Source organism: Sodalis sp. C49, assembly GCF_046352915.1.
In the GTDB taxonomy this organism is placed as follows: domain Bacteria; phylum Pseudomonadota; class Gammaproteobacteria; order Enterobacterales; family Enterobacteriaceae; genus Acerihabitans.
Map to the genome: position 1 here is coordinate 2,848,470 of NZ_CP163303.1, position 19,002 is coordinate 2,867,471.

The window sequence follows — 19,002 nt, forward strand, 5'->3', positions numbered from 1 at the left end:
TTGCCTCGCGCCGTGCTGAATTTACAGACGGCGCCTGTGAAAGATTAAGCGCGGCTGGCCAATTGGCCAAGTGTGGCGACATTGTCTTGCAGTACTTTTTTGACCTGTTCCAGAATCGACTGCATGGCATCCGCCAGTTCTTTAACATTGGCCCTGGCCGTTTCAGACATAGAGGAGAACGATTGGGCATAGTGCGTGTTGAGGAACTCCTCGGCGCCATGGTGTGCTTGATTCATTTGGGTCATGCCATTGATAAAGCCCGGCAACTGCTGGCCTGCCGCCATAGCCATATTTGCTTCATTCCGGATGGCGGCGGTCTTATTGTCCTTAAGCTCGATATCATGCTGTGTGGCTGCAATATCGCGTTCTAAACGCCGCTTAGCCGCCTCATCTAAATGCGATTGATGCTGGGAGCTGATTTGTCCTGCCTGCCTCTGCTGCAAATCGATATTGCCCTGCGTGCTTTTCATCGTGGCAATATTCAGGTCTCCCTGTTTTTTGATAAGGGCGGTTTTATCATGTTTTATGGTCGCGAGATCCATATTATTCGCTTTGGTTTGTTTCCTATACACGCCTGTCGCCATCACGCCGCCGATTACGCCTTGGCTCATCCCTCCTGTAAACGCGTCCATACCCTGTTTAATCTTCGCTGCGGCGGCGCTTTTTACCGATTCATTTTCCAGTAGCGCCAATCTCGCCACCTCACCATTACTAACGGCTTTCCCTTCACTTAGGGCTTTGAAAGCCACGAGTAATGCCTCAATCCGTTTTTGACCACTCAGCTTATGGATAGTGACATCATTGTTACCCTCATGACTTGACGCGATTATTTTCTCCGGCGTCGCGGGCATCAGATTTAATCCGGTCTTAATCATCTTTTCCATTGTTGCGATGGTCACGGGTTCGACCGTTGAATCGGGGCGGCGTAAATTCACAATTTGTGATCCGTCTGATAATAGTTTATTACCGAAAATACTCGCGGCAATATCCAATGCCTCTGGCGTCAAAGAGACGGATGAGTTTTTTCGACGGTCTTCAACAGGCTCTGTTACCGTCGAGGTGTTCAGTATATTTTCCTGATGGAAATTGATTCCGCTGTTATGGGTTATATCGTTCATGGCATTACTCCTGTTAATTAAGCCGAAAGACTGTTATTACTAAACAAACTCAAGGTATTTGAATATGTTTGAGCCTGGCGGCTGGACATCTCTCTGAATTGTTGCTGGACTAATTCCATATCCCCTTTAAAATAATCTATGGCTTCCAGCAGCATTTTTTTCCATTGCTTATCTTCCGCAAGTAACAGACCGTAGGCAGCCAATGTTTCCGCCAATCTTTTTTGAATGACGCCCTGGCGTATCGAGCCGACCGATTGAAACATGCTTGAACCATAGGTCACGGTATTGTTAAGCTTTTCCAGCCGATTGGCGAAGGTCGCCTTCGACAGCCGATCGGTTTTTAAAGACAGCTTATCCATCAATCGCTTAAAGCTATCGGTAATGGCGGCACTGGTTTGCCTGCCCAGATTTTTCAACACATCGGGCACCAATTTCTTGATGGCTTCGGCTATCATTTTACCCAGCGCGGAAGAGGCGATTTTACCGCCGGCGGATTTACCCAGCACCATAACGGCTACGATGAGCGCCGCAGCAACCAAAGCGCCGACAATCGCTCCCACCATGGCCGCGGTGTTGGCATCGACGCCCAGCTTTGCGAGCAGGTTGGTAATAGCCTTGGACAGCATGCTTATCAACGGCTGGATAATCCCTTCCATCAGCGGTCGCATAGCCTGTTCCAGGAAGGATACGCCGGTGATAGCCTTGCCTATCGCGTCCGCCGCTATCAAAGCCAATCCCACCGCCGCCAGGGCCAGGCTGGCGCCGCCGGTGAAAACCGCCGCCACTACGCTGATGGCGGTAATAAGCGCGCCGAGAATTTTACCTACGCACCCCATGGTCTTATTCAATGCTTCGGACTTACGCATATCCTCGGCGGCTTTAGCGGCTTTATGTTTCATTTCGACATGCAGGCTTTCCTGCATGCGCCTGAATAGCGCGGAATCCTCCTCCAATGCCCGCTGGCGGTTCTTTTGCACCAACTTGTTAAATGTGTTCATTAACGCTAATAAGCGGTTTATAGCGCTATCCACTTCAGTCGCATCCAATGGAAGCGCATTCGCGTTTTTGCCTTGGTTATATATATCGTCCAGCTTTGTAATGCTTTCCCTGGCGGCCTGATAAGACGAAGCCATCTTACTTTGCGCCAAGTCCCGTTGCGCAGAGGCCTGGTTAAGTTCATCCTGCGCCTCGCGCACGGATTGCTGTGCCGTCGCGAAGCCTTCATCCTCAGGTGACAATTGACTCAGCGCCACGTTTGCCCGATCTAGCGCCCGTTGCTTTTCCGCCAGTTCATTTTCAGCATTTTGCAGCGCAATCCTATCCGCTTCGGCAGTATCCAGCGCAATTTGACTCGCTTCAATTGCCTGTTGATATTCCGCTGACAGAGCAGAATTGAAAAGGTCAAATGCCGCTTTTTGCGATAGCAATAGCGTCAGTCGATCGGCCAGTTTCCCCAGCGATACATCGACCAATAATTCCTTAACGGTATTGAATATCTCTTGCAAAGATATCCGGTTATTGTTCGAGGTTTGCACGTTACCGGATGGGGCCGCTAATGGAAGGTCAGCCGCGGTCGCCTGTGCGGCGGGCATATTCGCTTGCAAATCGCTGCTGGCGCTGATGGTCGCTAACAGCGCTTCCGTCGCCTGGCGTGACTGAGCATTCAGCGTCAGAGTCTGTTCCCGCGATAAGGGTGTATTAATATTATTATCTTGAGCACCGGTATTCTCGATGGCGTCAAGACGATTATTGACATTAGGCATGGCACTTAATCCATTTAAAATTCCGTGGAATTGCGTCATGTTATATCCTCGCTTTGAGAGGGGTCTTTTTGTTCGTCCATGGGGCATTTCAAGTTATTTATATAAACCTCGGCGCGTTTTTTTAACATCGCGTCGTGGGATTGTTCAATAACAAGTTCAAAGCATTGCCTGGCTTTGTTGGCCTTGCTCAACATTAATTGACACTGTCCACTGTAAAACACCGGGCGATAATCATTTTCCGCCAGTGAAAAAGCCACGGCATAAATATCCGCTGCTTTTTGAAATTCTTTTTTAAGCTGATATACCGCGCCGAGCCCCATGTAATAATCCGGATTATAGAAATCATAGATACACAGGAAACGGAAGAAGGTAGCCGCTTCATCCAACTGCCCTTTGTTGTAAAAATCATAGGCATGCGTGTATAAACCCTCCATCATTACCTGAGGTATATCATGCACTTCTTTTAACGTAATACCGCTATTTACCGCATTCCACAGCAATTCTGCGATGCGGTCTTCACTGACGTTATCAACAACACTCATATATAACTCCTGAATTTGTTATCACCGACAATGATGGTGATTTGATTGAAACATTAAGGGGAATGGAAAACTTTCAATTATCGCTTAATTAATATTGCTTTGGCCGCGGTGGCATTTCCGCCACCGGAAAAACCCCATGCACAAATCAGTTCGATCCTTGACGGGCCAGTGCCATGGCGTTCTTTATTGATCCGTTCCTTTCGCCGCCGATTCGTTAAGTTGCCGCTCAATCCCTGGCACTGCGGCCGCAGGTGTGGCGGATGGCGGCACCATATCGCCGGGAAGAGGTTCCGCGCCTACCGCTAAGGTTTCATCGCGCCAAGCGTTCTCAACTTCTTTCAGCCAAACAAGGATATCGATAAATTTCTCAAAATCTTCTGGATGAACATAGGAATACAACTTGTTGCTCTTATAAATCTTCCTTGCCAGCTTGATGTCCGTCACCACCGGCACGCCGATTTTTTCCGCATAAGCCCGCACCGCCAATGCCCGCTGATTAGACTCCTTAATCGAAATAAATGGTGCTGGCACCACATCCGGATCGTAATACACGCCGATGGCGATATGCGTCGGATTCACCAGGATAAACTGGGAATCCTTGATATTGGCCTTGGTTTGCTCCGAGAGGATTTCCCGGTGCAATTGGCGGCGGCGGTGCTTCATCTCCGGATTTCCCTCCTGCTCCTTGTACTCGCGTTTAACCTCGTGTTTTTCCATTTTTAATTCTTTGATATGCAGGAAATAGTCCGCAAGGGCATCCAATATCGACACCAGGATAATGCACAGCAGGCAGGTGATGACCAGCGACAGCAGCAGTTCCCGCCAGATAGTGATCATAGCGCCCACGGTGCCGTGCAACTGGGCGAAGATCAGCAGCTTATTGTTGTGCCAGAAGATGATGGCCGCCGCAATGAAACAGCCCAGATGCAGGATGGCTTTTATGCCGTCTTTAATAGTCCTGATGCTGAAGATTTTTTTAAATCCTTTGATGGGATTTAACGCGCCGAAATTGATTTTCAGCGCCTTGGTGGCCAGCATAAATCCGGTTTGCAGCAAAGTGGGCAGCGCGGACGCCAGCAGACAGACCAGCACGATAGGCAGGGTTATTTTTAGCCCCAGCAGCATAATGGCCGCACTATAAGCCTTGATATCCATGTGGAAGTTGCCGGCAATGATATTTCTGTAGGCCTCAAGCAACGGCGCCAGCGTGGTGGTCTTGGTAAGGAAGACGATACCGCTTAACAGCAGACAAGCGATAATCAACTCGCGGCATTTAAAGGTCTGCCCTTTTTTCGCCGCGTCTTTTTTCTTTTTCGGCGTTGGTTTTTCCGTTTTGTTTGCCATGGTTAATCAGGTTTCAGCCATATGTCCAATACGCCGGGATGCGGCGCCAGCGTTTTGAAAGCGTCGGGTAAATAGGGTGAGAAATAGAGAATCAGCACCACAAATGCGATAAGGCTTTTTATCGTCAATGAAATGGAAAATGCGTTCATTTGCGGCGCAAAACGCGATAGCAACCCCAAAATTACCTCCGATAACAGCAGGCAGACCAGCACCGGGCTCGCCAATATGATAATCCTGGTCATTAAATGGCCCAGGATCCCAAGCACCGGTTTTAGCGCCGGGGTGCAGGTTTGCAGCGGATCGCAGAGCCGATAGCTTTGCTGGAATGTTTCCATCAGCAGCAGCATGCCGCCGCCGGCCAGGAACAGGGCGCCGGCGAAGAGATTAAACAGATTCGCCAGTTCAGAGGTATCCACCCCGCTCATGGGATCAAAGGTGCTGCTGACGGTGGCCCCGCGCTGATGGTCAATCACGCAGCCGACGCCGTGCATAATCCAGAACGGCAGGGCGAACAGGACGCCCAGGATCAAACCAATAAACAGTTCCTGCGCCAGCACGCCCCAAAAATTGATTTCTTCCACCGGCATCCGCTCAAGGGAATAAGGCCACAGCGAAGCGCCGATAAAGATAGCCACCGGCATGCGGATATTAACGCTGACGATATTGCCGGTTAAAAAGGGCAATAATAGAAACACCGGCATAATCCTGGCGGAGGTTAAAATCATGACACTGAGCCAATGCTGGACATCAAGCCATGCAGACAAATCGTTCATAGGCTAGCGGCTCATCGCCATTCTGATCACTTCTTGGCCAAAACCGAGCAATGTCTCGCCATACCAGCCTGACAAAATAAAAAGACATAGCGTAACGGACAGTAACTTGATACCAAAGGGCAATGTCTGTTCCTGGAGCTGTAATACGGTTTGTAATAACCCGACCATTAGCCCTACCACCGTTGCCACCAATACCGGCCCCGCGGAGAGAATAAGCACCAGGTACAAGGCTTTATTACCGGCAAATACCACGTCATTCATTTTTATACCCTATTAATACTTTTTCAGGTAGCGAGATCGATATATTGCAGAATCAATCCCTTGGAGAGTAATGTCCAGCCGTCAAGCACCACAAAAAGAATGAGCTTAATAGGTACGGATATGGTTATGGGACTCATCATCATCATGCCCAATGAGAGCAAAATACTGGAAATCAGCAAGTCCACCACCACAAACGGCAGATACAGATAAAAGCCGATTTTGAAGGCATTTTTGATTTCACTTAACGCGTAGGCCGGCAGCAAAGCCAGCATTGAAGGCGTTGTTTCCTCATCTTCATAGGAGGGGTCGTCTCTGCCCTGCCGGGACTGCGCTTTTTCAAAAAATTGCGCCAGGTCGGGATCGGCATATTTCTGCAAATAGGCTTTATAGCCGCTCATGCCGTTTTCGACAAAGTCGACCACCGTCTCCACGCTGTTGAACTGGACTTTTTCTTCAGTAAAAGCGTTATAAGCATCCCGCGCCACCGGGGACATCACAAACATGGCCAATATCAGCGCCACCCCGTTTAAGGTCATATTCGAAGGCACCTGTTGCAGCCCCAAGGCATTACGCACGATGACGAATACAATGGAAAACTTAACGTAACAGGTACCGGCGGCAATCAAAAACGGCAATAATGATAAAAACGCCAGTGAGGCAATTATCCCGATTTCATTAGGCATGGGGATCATCCGGGTAAAGTTGCATTATTTCGACCCCCAGGCGATCGTCCAATTGCACTAATTCGCCCCGCGCCAGCAAATGGCCGTTGCTTCGCAGCTCGATCCTGTGCTCGCACGCCGGGTCTAACTCCAGAATTTTGCCGGCAAACAGCGCGTTGACCTCGCCTATCGACAGGAAGCGCCGCTGCAAAATAAACTCCACATTCAGCGGCAGTTCGGTCAGTACGCCGGGCAAGGCCGTGTTATCCAATGAGGGCGCAGGGTCACTCTCCGTCAAAGGATATTCTTCATACATTCCATCTTGGCTTTCATCGATCATTATCATGTCCTCTCGTTGGCAAAAATGTCCTATCCGCCGTCCCTGGCATTTCACATAGCGCGAAAGCGCGGCAATCAATACCACATCGCCAACCGCCACATCGCGCGCTATTGCCGCCGGCAGCCGGCTGGCGCCAAGAATAAATTCCACCGCCAGCGGCAGGTCCTGCAGGCCGTGGCAAGATGGATCCGGCAGCCTGATCCGGCTGCGATCCAGCGCCGTCACCCAGACCGGGCATTCCCGGGCGCTGAGCCGGGGCAATGCCAGGTCGCGGCCCTGGCTAGACGCAGCAGGCTCCCACGCCTGTATATGTCGGTAGTCCAGCGCGCCGTCGGCAAATGTCAGCGGCCGGGGCATGGCGTTAAACAACGCCATGATTTGCCGGTCGTCGCAGGCGGCGACAGCCATGGCGGCCAGCGCCGGCGCGGTCTGCGCCAGCCATTCACGGGGATCCAGCAGCGCCCGCCACTCGCCATCGTCGGCGATGACCATCATCAGTGGTCCCGCCGCCGGAGGTAATGCCAGAGCGACAGCGACGCCGCCCGCCCGCCATCCCGCCAGAGCCGGGTGCCAGGACGCCTGCGCCTTTGGCAGCTTGCGCAGCGAAAGTGTACTCACTCGTCCTCCTCCTGCTCCGGATCCTGGTTCGGCTGTTGCCCGTGTTGCTCATCCCGCACGGGCAACAGCTGGTAATTTTCCGGCATAGGATGAGTAGCCATTTGCTTAATCACTTCCTGACTCGACGGCAACAGCGTGATGTTCTGACCGGCCGATACCTGTACGTGATGATGGCCCGGCACCGAACTGAAGGCATAGATCAGGGTGCGGTCGGTGTTGGCAGCCTGGTTTGGCTGAGGCATCGTTGCCTCGTGGCCGTGGTTCGCCGGCCGATCCACGGCCGGCTGGCCGGCCCTAACCTCGGCGGCATGATTATTCGCCGGGATTGTCGCGCCCGCGGCCGCGCTTGATAGCAAATCGGCTAACAGGCGCGCATCGGCGGCTTCGCCCAAGGTGCCATCGGTCGGTGCAAGGTTGCCTGCGACGTGCGCGTCAGGCGCAATTATTTTATTCCCCTCCGCTAACACCGCCGGCGTGTGTGCAGCCAGGGCGCGCGTCCCCTTTCCGGGCTGAGCGCTGTTATTCACATCGCCCGCAGGCGCGGCGCCAGGTTCTTCCACCTGGCCTGGCAGTAATTCGCTGCCGCCGGCGATGAGGTTTGATGGCGCCGAACCCAGATTCCGCTGCGCCAGAAACGCAGAGACGTGGGCCGGGCGGGCACTGGCCGCGCCGGCATTCGCCCCCTCGGCATGGGCTTGATCAGACACCAGGGCCGAATGCATGCCCATCATTGTTTCCACCGCCGATAATGCGCCCAGGCTGGAAAAGACACCGTCTTCGCGCGCTATCATCTGCGCGATGAAGGCGCCGGCGGGGTGCTGGTGCTCAGTTGGCGAGAATGGTTTCTTAAGACGCTGGCGCTCATTCACATCGCTTTGCCGCTGGCGGGCAATATCCTTGATATCCTGCACGAATTTGACCGGGTAATTATGCCCGCGGCCGAAGTTAGTTACGGCGACCATGTAATAATCTCCTGCGTTTCATTTTCATCCTGACGTAAGCCGGCAAGCCTGAGCGCTTTTTTCTGCTTTTCGGCCCATGTCAGGTACTTTTCATGTTTACGCTGCCAATGCTGCTTTTCCGCCTTGAGGTCGGAGAGCTGCCGCGTGAATTCCTCGCGCTTATGCAGCAATGTGTGTTCCTGTGCTTCCAGCTCTTTAATTTTTTGCCGGAATACCGCGATACGGTGCTGACACAAAAAAATCCGGGCTTTGTCCAGCCTGCCGCTGGGGCGCTCCTGCTCAATCAATTGCCGCAAGCCGCTTTTTTGTTGGCCCAGCGCATCGGCTTGCGCCTCGTTCTCCCGCAATTGGCGCTCGGCGGCGATGCGCCGCATATCACAGCGCCGCAGGCCGGCGTCGCAGCGGCCGATGAGGACTTTGATATTACGCAACGACGGCATGCATCATCCGCAGCGTGGTGGCGAAGTCGGTGCTTTCCTGCGTGGACTGACGCAGCAAGGCCATGAGTGCCTGCTGCTTATTCATGGCGCGATCGTTTTCAGCGTTCTCGCCGGGGCGGTACTCGCCCATATCCAGGAATATCTGTAATTCCTCAAGCCGGGCCATCAGGCGGCGCACTTCGCCCGCCAGGGATTGGTGCTGCCCATCGGTCACCTGGCCGGCGACCCGGCTGATGCTGCGCAATATATCGATGGCGGGATAATGATTTTGCGCCGCCAGCTTGCGGCTCAGGTAAAAATGTCCGTCCAGAATGGAGCGTATTTCGTCGGCAATCGGGTCCGGCTCGTCGTCGCTTTCCAGCAAGATGGTATAAAACGCGGTAATACTGCCGTGACGGGTGTTCCCGGGCCGCTCGAGAATACGCGGCATGGCGTCGAACACCGAGGCCGGGTAGCCGCGTCTGGCCGGGGGTTCTCCCGAGGCCAGCGCCACATCCCGCAACGCGCGCGCATAGCGGGTAATGGAATCTAAAAACAGCACCACTTTTTTCCCGCGATCGCGGAAATACTCCGCCACCGTGGTGGCCACCCTGGCCGCATTACAGCGATCCAGGGAGGAGAAATCCGAGGTGGCGTACACCAGCACGCATTTATCCTGCCGGCCTGAGCGGCGCAGGGATTCGGTGAATTCAGTCACTTCCCGCCCGCGTTCGCCTATCAGTCCGATAACAAATACATCCGCCTCGGACCGGTCGATCAGCATATGCATCAACACCGTCTTGCCGCATCCCGCCGAGGCGAATATGCCGACCCGCTGCCCGGTGCCGCAGGTCAGCAGGCCGTCGATGGCGCGGATCCCGGAAATAAAGGGCGTGTCGATAACGGCGCGATCCAGATACGGGGGCGCGTCGATATCGATGGGGCGGATTTCCGGCTGCGGGCCGGGCGCCGGGGAATGCAGCCGTTCGACCACATTCCCCATGGGATCAATGACCGTGCCCAGCAGGTCCATGCCGACGGTAATGCCCAACTGGGCGCCGGTGGGATGCAAAACCACATCCCGGCATAAACCACGGCCATGGCCTATCAGGCTCAGCACCGTGCGATTGCCCTGAAAGCCCAGTACCTGGGCGCGAGCGACAATCTCCGCCGTGCGCCAGTCGCGGCGCACTTCGCACATCTCGCCCACCGCGACGCCCGGCAGCTCCGCCTCGATAATCGGCCCCGCTAAACGCAGAGGCTGGGCCTGGCGCCGCAGCAGCCTCATCCGGGCGGTCATTAATGCATAACCTCGATGATACGTTCCAGACGCTCAAAATAACCTTCCAACGCCTTGCTAAAGTTTTCCGCGCTTTGCAGAGAGTCCGGATGTAATAATGCTTTAAATTCCAGATAGCCTTCATTCTGGGCGAACTGAAACTGCTGGCTGCGGATAAACGCTTCGCCTTCCATATGTTCCTTCAATAAGGAATATCCGCATTTTTGCAAGGCCGCCTCATCGTATTCGGCAATGCGCGACCAAAACCAGATATCCTCATCCTGGCTGCTGATGTAGATACTTGGCAAATCATGAAAATCGAGCGCAATAGTTGAATGGCTATCAAAATTAGCCAACAGTTTGGGATCACAACCATTTCCCAATAAGGCTTCGCGCACTAAAGCGGCAATATCAACATACATGTATTATACTCCAGGTTAATTAGATACTTTTAATAACATTAACATTTACAGCTTCAGTTAATTCCCCAAAAGACATGACCTCGAGATCGCGAAAACGCGACTCGATGAGTTTTTTGACGAAGCGTCTGATATCCACCGAGGTTAATAAAACCATATCTTTTTGAGCAATCAATATGCTTTCTAAACCTACGGTAAACAAATCCATTAATTCATCCGAGACCGACGGGTCCAGGTGTAAAAATGCCCCGGACGACGTATTTCTGATACCGCCGCGGATCGTTTCCTCCACCTCCGCCGACAGAATAATTACTCTTAGCTCATTATTAATAGCGAATTTATGGCATATATAACGCGCCAGCGCGCCCCTGACATGCTCCACCAGGGTAATGACGTCTTTCTCCCTGGGCGCCCACAGCGCCAGCGACTCCATGATCAATTTCATATTGCGGGTAGATATGCGCTCCATTAATAAGCGCTGCAACACCTCGGCAATACGTTGCACCGTGGCATGGCGCAGCACCTCCTTCAATAAGTCCGGATATTTATTCTCCATCAGGTCCAGCATATGTTTGGTTTCCTGTACGCCGAGGAACTCGCTGACGTGATGGGACATCAATACCGCAAAGCAATGGTATACCTCATCCACGGCGGGACGCAGCTGGAAGCCCAGCTGCAGCAGGGTTTCCCTGGCCTCGCGCGCCACCCAGATACAATCTTTGTCGACGCGCATGTCGATATCGAGATGTTGAATCTCATCGGAGGCATTGACCACGCGCAGCATATCGAAATGAATGGTGAAGGCGTCGGCGCGAATTTCGTTGATCAAGACCATGACGGTGGATTCATCGACATTTTCGGCGGCGCGCAGAATCGGTTCCGGCAGTTTTACGCCGAAATCGACAAAAAACTGGCTGCGCAGGCGTTCGCACAGCCGCTCCTGTTGCAATAAGGCAAAATTGGCGCGCGATACCACCAGTATCAGCGCCACGGTCTCGGCGGCCACCTTGTCAAGATCGTCGATAATGTTCAGCCGGGTGTCCATGCCGCTCTCGCCTTGCGCATCCTGGTGAGGGAGTGTTCCGGCACGGCCATCCACGTCGGCCGCCTGCGCCCTGCGCTGCCTGCGATGGCGGAAATAGAACACGGCCGCCAGCGCGCCGGCCAGCAGGATAAACACCGGCAAGGGGAACCCCGGCAGCAGGCCGATCGATAGGGCCAGGAACGCGGTAATCATCAGTGCAAACGGGTTGCCCATGATTTGTTCCATGATCGTGCGGCCCATGTTGTCGCCGTCGCCGTTGACGCGCGTAACGATAAGCCCGGCGCTGATGGAAATAAGCAAGGCGGGGATCTGGCCGACCAGCCCGTCGCCAATGGTCAGCATGGTGTAGGTATCCAGCGCCGTGGACATATCCATCTGATGCTGGCTTATGCCTACGGCCATGCCGCCGATAAGATTGACGAACGTCACCAGGATGCTGGCGATGGCGTCGCCCTTGATAAATTTCATGGCGCCGTCGAACGAGCCGTACAGCTGGCTTTCCCGCTCCAGCACGCTGCGCCGTTCGCGCGCGCCGTCCGCGTCGATCGTGCCGGCCTTCAGATCGGCGTCGATGCTCATCTGCTTGCCGGGCATGCCGTCAAGTGAGAAACGGGCCGCGACCTCCGCCACGCGTTCCGACCCCTTGGTGATGACAATAAACTGCACTACCGTGACGATGGCGAAGATGACAAAGCCCACCACCAGGTTATCGCCGATAACAAACTGGCCGAAGGAGGCGATGATGTCACCGGCGTCGGCGTCGGTCAGGATCAGACGGGCGGTGCTGATGGTCAAGGCCAGCCGGAACAACGTGGTGATCAGCAGCACGGAGGGAAAAGTGGAAAAGCTCAGGATGCGATCAATGTAAAACGCGCCCATGAACACCAGCACGGCGATAACGATATTCAGCCCGATAAGAAAATCCAATAAGTATGTCGGCAAAGGAATAATCAACATACTGATGATCATGATCACCAGCGCCAGGATAAGCAGCTCCGGGCGGGAATGCATATTATGCAGAAATTTTGTCAACACGTCGTTATCCCATGCAAAGACGATGAACTTTCACCGTCATTTTCGATTTAATCTGTTTTCAATGACTTCGCGCTTATACGCCAGGCCGGCAAGATATTCGAACTCAATAAACATACGCTGCGCAGATTCATTGCAGACAAATAATTCATGTGGCAATAATTTACATGCACGAAACAGAGGCTGCAAAATAGCGGAGCGTTCGTCATGGCGGCGCAATAAAAACGTTTCCCCAATTAAATAATGAAGATGATCATCTATATCTTCAGGGAACTGCAATAGCGAGAATAAAAATATCAGCCAATCCGTTTCACTTTTATTTAAACCATTAATCACTTTATTTGATAATAGCTGTTTCATAAACAGATCATCCCCGGAGCGTATCAACCTGAGCTGGCCCAATTTACCGATAAAATCGCCGTATACCGATGCCGAGCTGGGCGTTACCGCATACACATCGGCCATCAGGGCGGCCTCGATAAACGCCAGTATCACGTTGCGATACTGGTGTCCATAACAGGCGATCCAGTCCTGGTACTCCTCCAGCGCCCGGCGTTCCTGTTGTAAAAACAGCCGGTAGCTTCCCCGCAACATCGCCGGATTCAGTTCCAGATGGGCCTGCCCGAATAACCTGGCCTTGAGCGCACAGTTAATGCCGGCGTTGACAAGCCGGGGGTCGGCCTGCGCCTCCACCTCGTCCAGTAGTTGCGCAAGTTCTTTTCCCACCGTTTCGTTCAGCTTACGGCGCCGCAGCAGTTCGCGCAGCACCACCACCAAATCACTATCATCAGGAAACAGGGAGCGGGCAAAAAGCAAAAACGCGTTCTTCTGGAACAGATTGCCGCTGTTAAGCATACGCAGCAGCTGATCCACCTTGGGGATGGCATCGTTTTCCAGGATACGGGCGAAATTCATCTCCGTATCCCGCGCGTATTTCTCGTACTGCCGCCTGCTGGCGAATTGGGCCGCCGCCGACGACGCGCTTTTGCCGGATTGTTCCGCCAGTTTGACCAGGCTGGCGGCGCTGCGTTTTACCTTAACCTTGGTGGCGACATCCTGCCCGGGCTGCCGGCCGGTCAACCTGGCGTCAGGCAGGCTGAACGCGCCGGCGTTGCCGATGCCGCCGGTGGCGTTTATCGCCATTTCTGGCTATCCAGCAGGTTGCGCGACCAGTCCGGCAAGGGGGCGGATCGGCGGCCTGCAATCAGGCTGTCCGCCACGTTGCTGGCGTCGGATTGCAGGGGCTCGGTGATTTCCCGCGGCTCTATGAGGAAAATACGCACCATATTGGACTGGGTATTCTGCTTATAGTTAAACAGGCCGCCGATAAGGGGGATGCTGCCCAACCCCGGGATCCTGCCCTCACGCCCGGAGATTTCATCACGGGTATAACCGCCGATCAGCAGGCTTTTTCCCTGGGGCACCCGGGCCACGGTGCTGATATTGGTGCGCCCGACCTTGGGAAGAATATTGCCGGCGGATACCGTGGTCTCATTGAGTTCGTTGCCGTCCTCGATATTGAGCACCATTTCAATTTGCCCGTCGGCGGTAAAGCGCGGCAGGACGTTCACCATGGTGCCGTAAGTAACATGCTGCAGCTCGACGTTACGCTCGCCGATAAGCTGGGTATAAAAAGTGCGGTTATTGTCAAAGATCGCCGGGATATTTTCCTGGGTCAGCACCACCGGACGCGAGACGATATTGGCGCGGTTTTTCTGCGACAGCGCCTGGATGGAGGCGACAAAACGCGCGCCGTCGAGGGTGGAATAGGAACCGCCGTTAAAGGACACGCCTAACTGGTTGCCGATATTCACGCTCCCCTGCCAATTGACGCCAAGCTGATCCAGATCGTCCCGTTGTATGTCGACAATCCATAAGGAGAGCTCGACATGCCGCTTTGTCGTATCCAGCGCCGCCACCAGATTGGTGATCAGCTGCACCTGTTTGGCGGTACCCTTGACCAGCAGGCTGTTGGTATTGGGATTGGCAATCACGTTGATCGGACTGGCGGCGGATTCGACGCGCAGCGCTTCCGCCAGGCTCGACCGGGGCTGGTAGACCGTGGTCCCGGCACCCAGCGCCTCAAGATTGAACTCGGGCATTTTCGGCGCCGGCATGGCGTCCGGCATCAGCGAGTGCACCGCCGTGCCGGCCGTTTTCGTGCCGCCCTTCAGCAGTTCGTTAATCACCGTGGCCACGCCGGGGATGGTAATTTTTTCTCCGCGCTGCTCATAGACCCGATCGGTGACGAAGGTATTGCTGAGATGGATAACCGCCGTTTTCTCATCACCGGATCCGATGCCGGTGGCGGACTGCTCGTCCATATTTTTGGCGGTATTCATCACCAGATCGACATAGAACGGCGGCCCGGAAATATAAAACGTGCCGCTGCTGTCATCGCCGCGCAGCGGATAGCGGCTGTCGAGCAGCTTGGATTTGCGCAGGAAGTTGTCCAGCGCCGTAAAGGACGTATTATTCAGCGACATCATCGAATTACGCATTTCACTGGCGTCGTAAACGTAAATCGCCTGGCCGTCGTGATACCAAATCAGGCCCAGCTGCTGGGAAATTTTCTCCAGCAGATCCTGGGGATTGCTGAAGTCAAACTCGCCGCTGATTTGCTTGCGCGCCGCCAGCTTGCTGACAATGACCGGCTTGCCCAGACGCGACGACAGCGCGTCGAAAAACATTTTTAAGCCGTCTTTATTGGCGACATAACCTTCGGCGGCGATAGCTCCCCCGGTGAGTGGATTGGCCTGCGCCAGCAGGGGAACCATTCCGCCGATCAGGCACCAACATATCAGGCTTTGCTGTATAAATTTTTGCGCTTTCATTTTTCCAGTTTCTTGTTGATGATGTTCCACAATCCCCGGGGGGAAACGCCAAAAGCATCCCTGATATCATTGGATAAATGGGATGAGGACGCGTAACCGTACCGCATCGCCACCTCCGTCAGGCTTTGCCCCTCTTCGACCACATCGAGCAAGGCCCTGGCGATACGCCAGCCGCGCAGCTCGTTTTTAGCTGAATTGCCCAAGGCATTACGGCATAACCGCCGGAAATGCGAATAGGACAAACCATAACGCGCGCCCAGCTCATGTATTTTGCCGTGGCTGACCGATTCATTTAATAAAAAGCGGATGAGCCAATACCATTCCGTCCGGCGCAGAAAAGATGCCAGCATGCCCATTTCGGTGGGCAGCAGGTTGCTTTGCGTCAACAGCCAGCGCTCGACATCGCCGCAGTTGGCAATAAGCGGATCGCTGTTAAGTTTAATGCTGTCCCAAGGCTGCAAGGGATCGTATTTCAATGACACCCGGCGTGATTCATCAATAAATACCTGTAATTTCACCAGCGCAAATAAAGGCAGCTCCTGCTGGATGGGCGCACCGGAAATAATTTCCAGGTTGATTTTATTCATGACCAGAATACCGTGCCAATCCTGCGACAGATTCAGGGTGGAGGATTCCTGGCCCGACTGGAAATGGATGCGGCACGCCTGATTATGGGTTTGCATCAGCCAGCATGTGGGTTCGGTTATATCCTGTTTATAATTTTCCGCGAGCGGCCTGTGGGGCAATATGATATTCTCTTTGTTCATTATTAACCCCATGCGTTTTTGATTAACCTTGATACTCATGATAATGCCTTTGTGTCTTCCATAAATCATGATGGGAATCTGATTCATCGAGTTAAATTTAATGATGTATAAAACCGCCCAGAGCGAAAGTCGTTAAACAAAACATTAATAACCAGGACTAATATACATTTGCATATATTGTTTAATCACATATTCAGGATGCAGCCGGTCGCGCCATCACCGGCGCGTTGCTCGTATCCAGGCGTTTATAGTGTTCCCAAACGCGTTGGGCATAACGCATGCGCAGGTGTTTGCGGCCCGCGGCGGTTCCCGCGTTATAAGCACCCACCGCTTCCCAGGAATAACCGTAGCGCTTCATCATGTCCGCGAGCACCGAGGCGCCCACCATTACCGAGACGCAGCTATCTTCATACAGCCGTTGCTCATCAATGCCCAACGTCCTCAGCCGGGGCAAATGGAGGCTGTTGATCTGCATCAGGCCGATATCGCGGGTGCCGTTGGCGTTTTTGCCCGTGGCGCGCGGGTTCATATTCGATTCCGTCAGCGCAATGGCCTGCAGCAGCCTGGATTCGATGGAAAAATGACGTTCCGCCTGCGACCAGCAGTCCGCCGACACGGCGGTGGCGCTTAACAGCAAACCGAGCGCGATGAAATATTTACCTGCGGGCATGGTGCTCAACACTCCGGGACCTCGGCCCGCAGGGGTTTAACCCGGGGGTCGTTGCGCCATAACATCAGGCAGGGAGAGGAGGTGCTGGAAAGCTGGTCATACCATTTTTTTGCCGCCCGGTATCCCTGGCACTGGAGGATAACCGGCAGCAGCGCCGACGGCATCATATGCGTGGCCCGCCGCATCAACGTGGCGACCTGCTCGCCGTTGACCGCCGCCGACTGCGAGAACATGCGTGTATAAAGCGCGTTCAGGTAGACAATGCCGTCCTGTTCGCTGCCGTTCATCAGATGGGGGATCAGCTCCGCGGCCCGGCCGGGTTGCCCCTCGCTGCACAGGATGACCGCCCGCATGCTGAGCAGCACCGGATGAGCGCGCTCCTCCGGTGATTGGCCCCCGGCGATATCCAGCGCCGCCTGCGCATTACCGTCGCAATATTCCAGCCACATCATCAATACCTGAACAGCCATCATCTCGGGCAGCATTTTCCGGGCCTGGCGCGCGAAATACAGCGCTCTGCCGGTGTCGCCGACAATAAGCAGATGCCATGCATAATAATAATTAACCGAAGGATTATCCCCGGACATCGCCAGCGCTTGTTTAAACCGTTCGGCCGCCTCGCTGAAAGCGCGATTCAATCCCTGCAGCACCCCGCTTAACGCCAGCGCCTCGGGGTGATCCGCCGTGCGCGCCAGTACGCCGTCGATCAGCGCGCCGCATTCGCGCAACGCATGATCAAAATCCATCATGCCCATTTGCCCGAGGGCGAAATAACATTCCGCCAGATGGTATTGCAGGTCGATATCATCCGGGGCCTGCCGGCGCCCCTGTTGCAGCAGGTCCAGGGCCTTGCCCAGGCTTTCCGGCGTGTAGGCCAGGAAGGCGTCGCGCCCCGCACGGTGAACGGCCCGCGCATCAAGCGTGGACGAAGGCGGGTTTAGGGTTTGACCGTCCTCGCGCAGACAGGGAATATGCTTCAACAGCAGCGGCTTGATACGGCGGTTTATGCACGCCACCGTCAGCCGGCCGTCAAGGTTTATCGCCTCCCGGTGCAGCACCAGATGATCCTGCGCGCGCATCAGTTCAACACGCATCAGCGGCCCGCTTGTCTGGCTCAGCTGGTAGCCGGTCAGGTAATAATCCGGCTTGATCTTTTCCATCAATTCCAGGGTCGTTTGCAGTGATGTGCAGCCAAGCGTCAGCGACGAAGGCAGAACGTGCAGCCCGGCCGCCGCGTAGCCGGTCATTTCCTGCACTATTGCATCATGCAGTTCCAGCGTATCCAGATGCGCGTCCAGGTGAAATGGCAGCACCGCAAAAATGCAGCTGGCCGTGGTCATGCGTTCACGGGGCGTGACGCGGGTAACAGGCAGGGTAAAACGGTAGCCTTTACCATAAACGGTATCGATAAACCGGTTATGCTTGCCTTCCTGCAAAATACGGCGCAGGACATAGATACACCGCGTCAGGGATTCTTCACCGACATTGCCGCCGGACCAGACTTCATTGATCAGCCGGTCCTTGCTGACCACCTCGCCGGCGGATTCCAGCAGCAGGATAAGCACCCCCAGCTCTTTTGGCGACACGCTGATTTTCCGATCTTTATGAAACAGAACGCGGGTAGAGTGAAGGATAAAATCACCAAAGCTGTACTGGACTTTAAAATGGTTCACCACCTCTTTCCTGATCCCTTTGATCGGCAGAGGCGTCGGTGGAATATTCATGGCACGCGGTCGATTAAATACATTACTCATATTTTCTTCCTACCCGAGAATGACGACGGATTAAAATGGCGGTTCGCCCCTGGATAAGCCTAGGGCATGACCTGTGCACATTTCATCAATACACCGATCATTTCTTATTCATATAGCCTTTTGCCGCCCACAATAGCCTTACATTAAAACTACTATACAAAAATTAATGATCCACTTTAACAATGAGAGAAGTTATTATTTATGTAACCAGATGGGGTTTATGTTAATTACATTAATCCACCTTGGTGTTATATATGCATCGCCGGGCGATTATGCTTAAACCCAGCGTCAACCCAGCGTTAAAGTCTGCCGCAAACCACGATTTATGCTGGAGGATTAAGGCCCGGTTCATTTAACGCCAGCTTACAAGGATACGGTATCCATATTTGCAGGGCAGATC

Annotated in this window: 18 protein-coding genes; all 18 read right to left on the reverse strand. The window is 53.9% G+C overall.

All coding sequences use genetic code 11. From position 1 onward, the window contains the following. Window positions 1–44: 44 nt before the first annotated feature. Window positions 45–1,118, reverse strand: coding sequence for a hypothetical protein (locus ABUK12_RS12945; RefSeq protein WP_410012224.1), 1,074 nt, complete (start codon window positions 1,116–1,118; stop codon window positions 45–47). Between the two features lie 17 nt (window positions 1,119–1,135). After that, a complete protein-coding gene (gene sctE / locus ABUK12_RS12950) occupies window positions 1,136–2,920 on the reverse strand; it encodes a type III secretion system translocon subunit SctE (protein ID WP_410012225.1) in 1,785 nt (594 codons plus the stop codon). Next, the gene (gene sicA, locus ABUK12_RS12955; protein ID WP_410012226.1) at window positions 2,917–3,423 is read right to left on the reverse strand and encodes a type III secretion system translocator chaperone SicA; all 507 of its coding nucleotides are present in this window, start codon (window positions 3,421–3,423) and stop codon (window positions 2,917–2,919) included. Before sicA ends, sctE begins: the two co-directional genes overlap by 4 nt. A gap of 183 nt (window positions 3,424–3,606) precedes the next feature. Beyond that, a complete protein-coding gene (locus tag ABUK12_RS12960) occupies window positions 3,607–4,767 on the reverse strand; it encodes an EscU/YscU/HrcU family type III secretion system export apparatus switch protein (protein ID WP_410012227.1) in 1,161 nt (386 codons plus the stop codon). Window positions 4,768–4,769: 2 nt separating this feature from the next. Then, window positions 4,770–5,540 carry a type III secretion system export apparatus subunit SctT gene (gene sctT, locus ABUK12_RS12965; protein WP_410012228.1) on the reverse strand — a complete coding sequence of 257 codons (771 nt, stop codon included), beginning with the start codon at window positions 5,538–5,540 and terminating at the stop codon, window positions 4,770–4,772. Between the two features lie 3 nt (window positions 5,541–5,543). Further along, window positions 5,544–5,801, reverse strand: coding sequence for an EscS/YscS/HrcS family type III secretion system export apparatus protein (locus ABUK12_RS12970; RefSeq protein ID WP_410012229.1), 258 nt, complete (start codon window positions 5,799–5,801; stop codon window positions 5,544–5,546). 23 nt (window positions 5,802–5,824) lie between these two features. Beyond that, window positions 5,825–6,484: an EscR/YscR/HrcR family type III secretion system export apparatus protein gene (locus ABUK12_RS12975; RefSeq protein WP_410012230.1), complete on the reverse strand. Its 660-nt coding sequence runs from the start codon at window positions 6,482–6,484 to the stop codon at window positions 5,825–5,827. Further along, complete coding sequence (gene sctQ, locus ABUK12_RS12980) at window positions 6,477–7,421, reverse strand: type III secretion system cytoplasmic ring protein SctQ (protein ID WP_410012231.1); 945 nt, start codon at window positions 7,419–7,421, stop codon at window positions 6,477–6,479. Before sctQ ends, ABUK12_RS12975 begins: the two co-directional genes overlap by 8 nt. Continuing rightward, window positions 7,418–8,383 (reverse strand): hypothetical protein, encoded by a 966-nt coding sequence (locus tag ABUK12_RS12985; RefSeq protein WP_410012232.1) that lies wholly within the window; start codon window positions 8,381–8,383, stop codon window positions 7,418–7,420. Before ABUK12_RS12985 ends, sctQ begins: the two co-directional genes overlap by 4 nt. Beyond that, window positions 8,371–8,823: a hypothetical protein gene (locus tag ABUK12_RS12990; protein ID WP_410012233.1), complete on the reverse strand. Its 453-nt coding sequence runs from the start codon at window positions 8,821–8,823 to the stop codon at window positions 8,371–8,373. Before ABUK12_RS12990 ends, ABUK12_RS12985 begins: the two co-directional genes overlap by 13 nt. Then, on the reverse strand, window positions 8,807–10,102 hold the full coding sequence (sctN, locus tag ABUK12_RS12995) for a type III secretion system ATPase SctN (RefSeq protein WP_410012234.1): 1,296 nt from the start codon (window positions 10,100–10,102) through the stop codon (window positions 8,807–8,809). Before sctN ends, ABUK12_RS12990 begins: the two co-directional genes overlap by 17 nt. Continuing rightward, window positions 10,102–10,503, reverse strand: a complete 402-nt coding sequence (gene spaK / locus ABUK12_RS13000) for an SPI-1 type III secretion system chaperone SpaK (RefSeq protein WP_410012235.1) — start codon at window positions 10,501–10,503, stop codon at window positions 10,102–10,104. The genes sctN and spaK overlap by 1 nt, the downstream gene beginning before the upstream one ends. Window positions 10,504–10,522: 19 nt before the next feature. Beyond that, window positions 10,523–12,556: an EscV/YscV/HrcV family type III secretion system export apparatus protein gene (locus ABUK12_RS13005; protein WP_410016634.1), complete on the reverse strand. Its 2,034-nt coding sequence runs from the start codon at window positions 12,554–12,556 to the stop codon at window positions 10,523–10,525. Between the two features lie 60 nt (window positions 12,557–12,616). Beyond that, complete coding sequence (gene sctW, locus ABUK12_RS13010) at window positions 12,617–13,720, reverse strand: type III secretion system gatekeeper subunit SctW (protein ID WP_410012236.1); 1,104 nt, start codon at window positions 13,718–13,720, stop codon at window positions 12,617–12,619. After that, a complete protein-coding gene (gene sctC / locus ABUK12_RS13015; protein ID WP_410012237.1) occupies window positions 13,711–15,411 on the reverse strand; it encodes a type III secretion system outer membrane ring subunit SctC in 1,701 nt (566 codons plus the stop codon). Before sctC ends, sctW begins: the two co-directional genes overlap by 10 nt. After that, the gene (locus ABUK12_RS13020) at window positions 15,408–16,217 is read right to left on the reverse strand and encodes a helix-turn-helix domain-containing protein (protein WP_410012238.1); all 810 of its coding nucleotides are present in this window, start codon (window positions 16,215–16,217) and stop codon (window positions 15,408–15,410) included. Before ABUK12_RS13020 ends, sctC begins: the two co-directional genes overlap by 4 nt. A gap of 154 nt (window positions 16,218–16,371) precedes the next feature. Beyond that, window positions 16,372–16,848 carry a type III secretion system invasion protein IagB gene (iagB, locus tag ABUK12_RS13025; protein WP_410012239.1) on the reverse strand — a complete coding sequence of 159 codons (477 nt, stop codon included), beginning with the start codon at window positions 16,846–16,848 and terminating at the stop codon, window positions 16,372–16,374. A gap of 5 nt (window positions 16,849–16,853) precedes the next feature. Further along, complete coding sequence (locus ABUK12_RS13030; protein WP_410012240.1) at window positions 16,854–18,602, reverse strand: winged helix-turn-helix domain-containing protein; 1,749 nt, start codon at window positions 18,600–18,602, stop codon at window positions 16,854–16,856. Window positions 18,603–19,002: the final 400 nt, after the last annotated feature.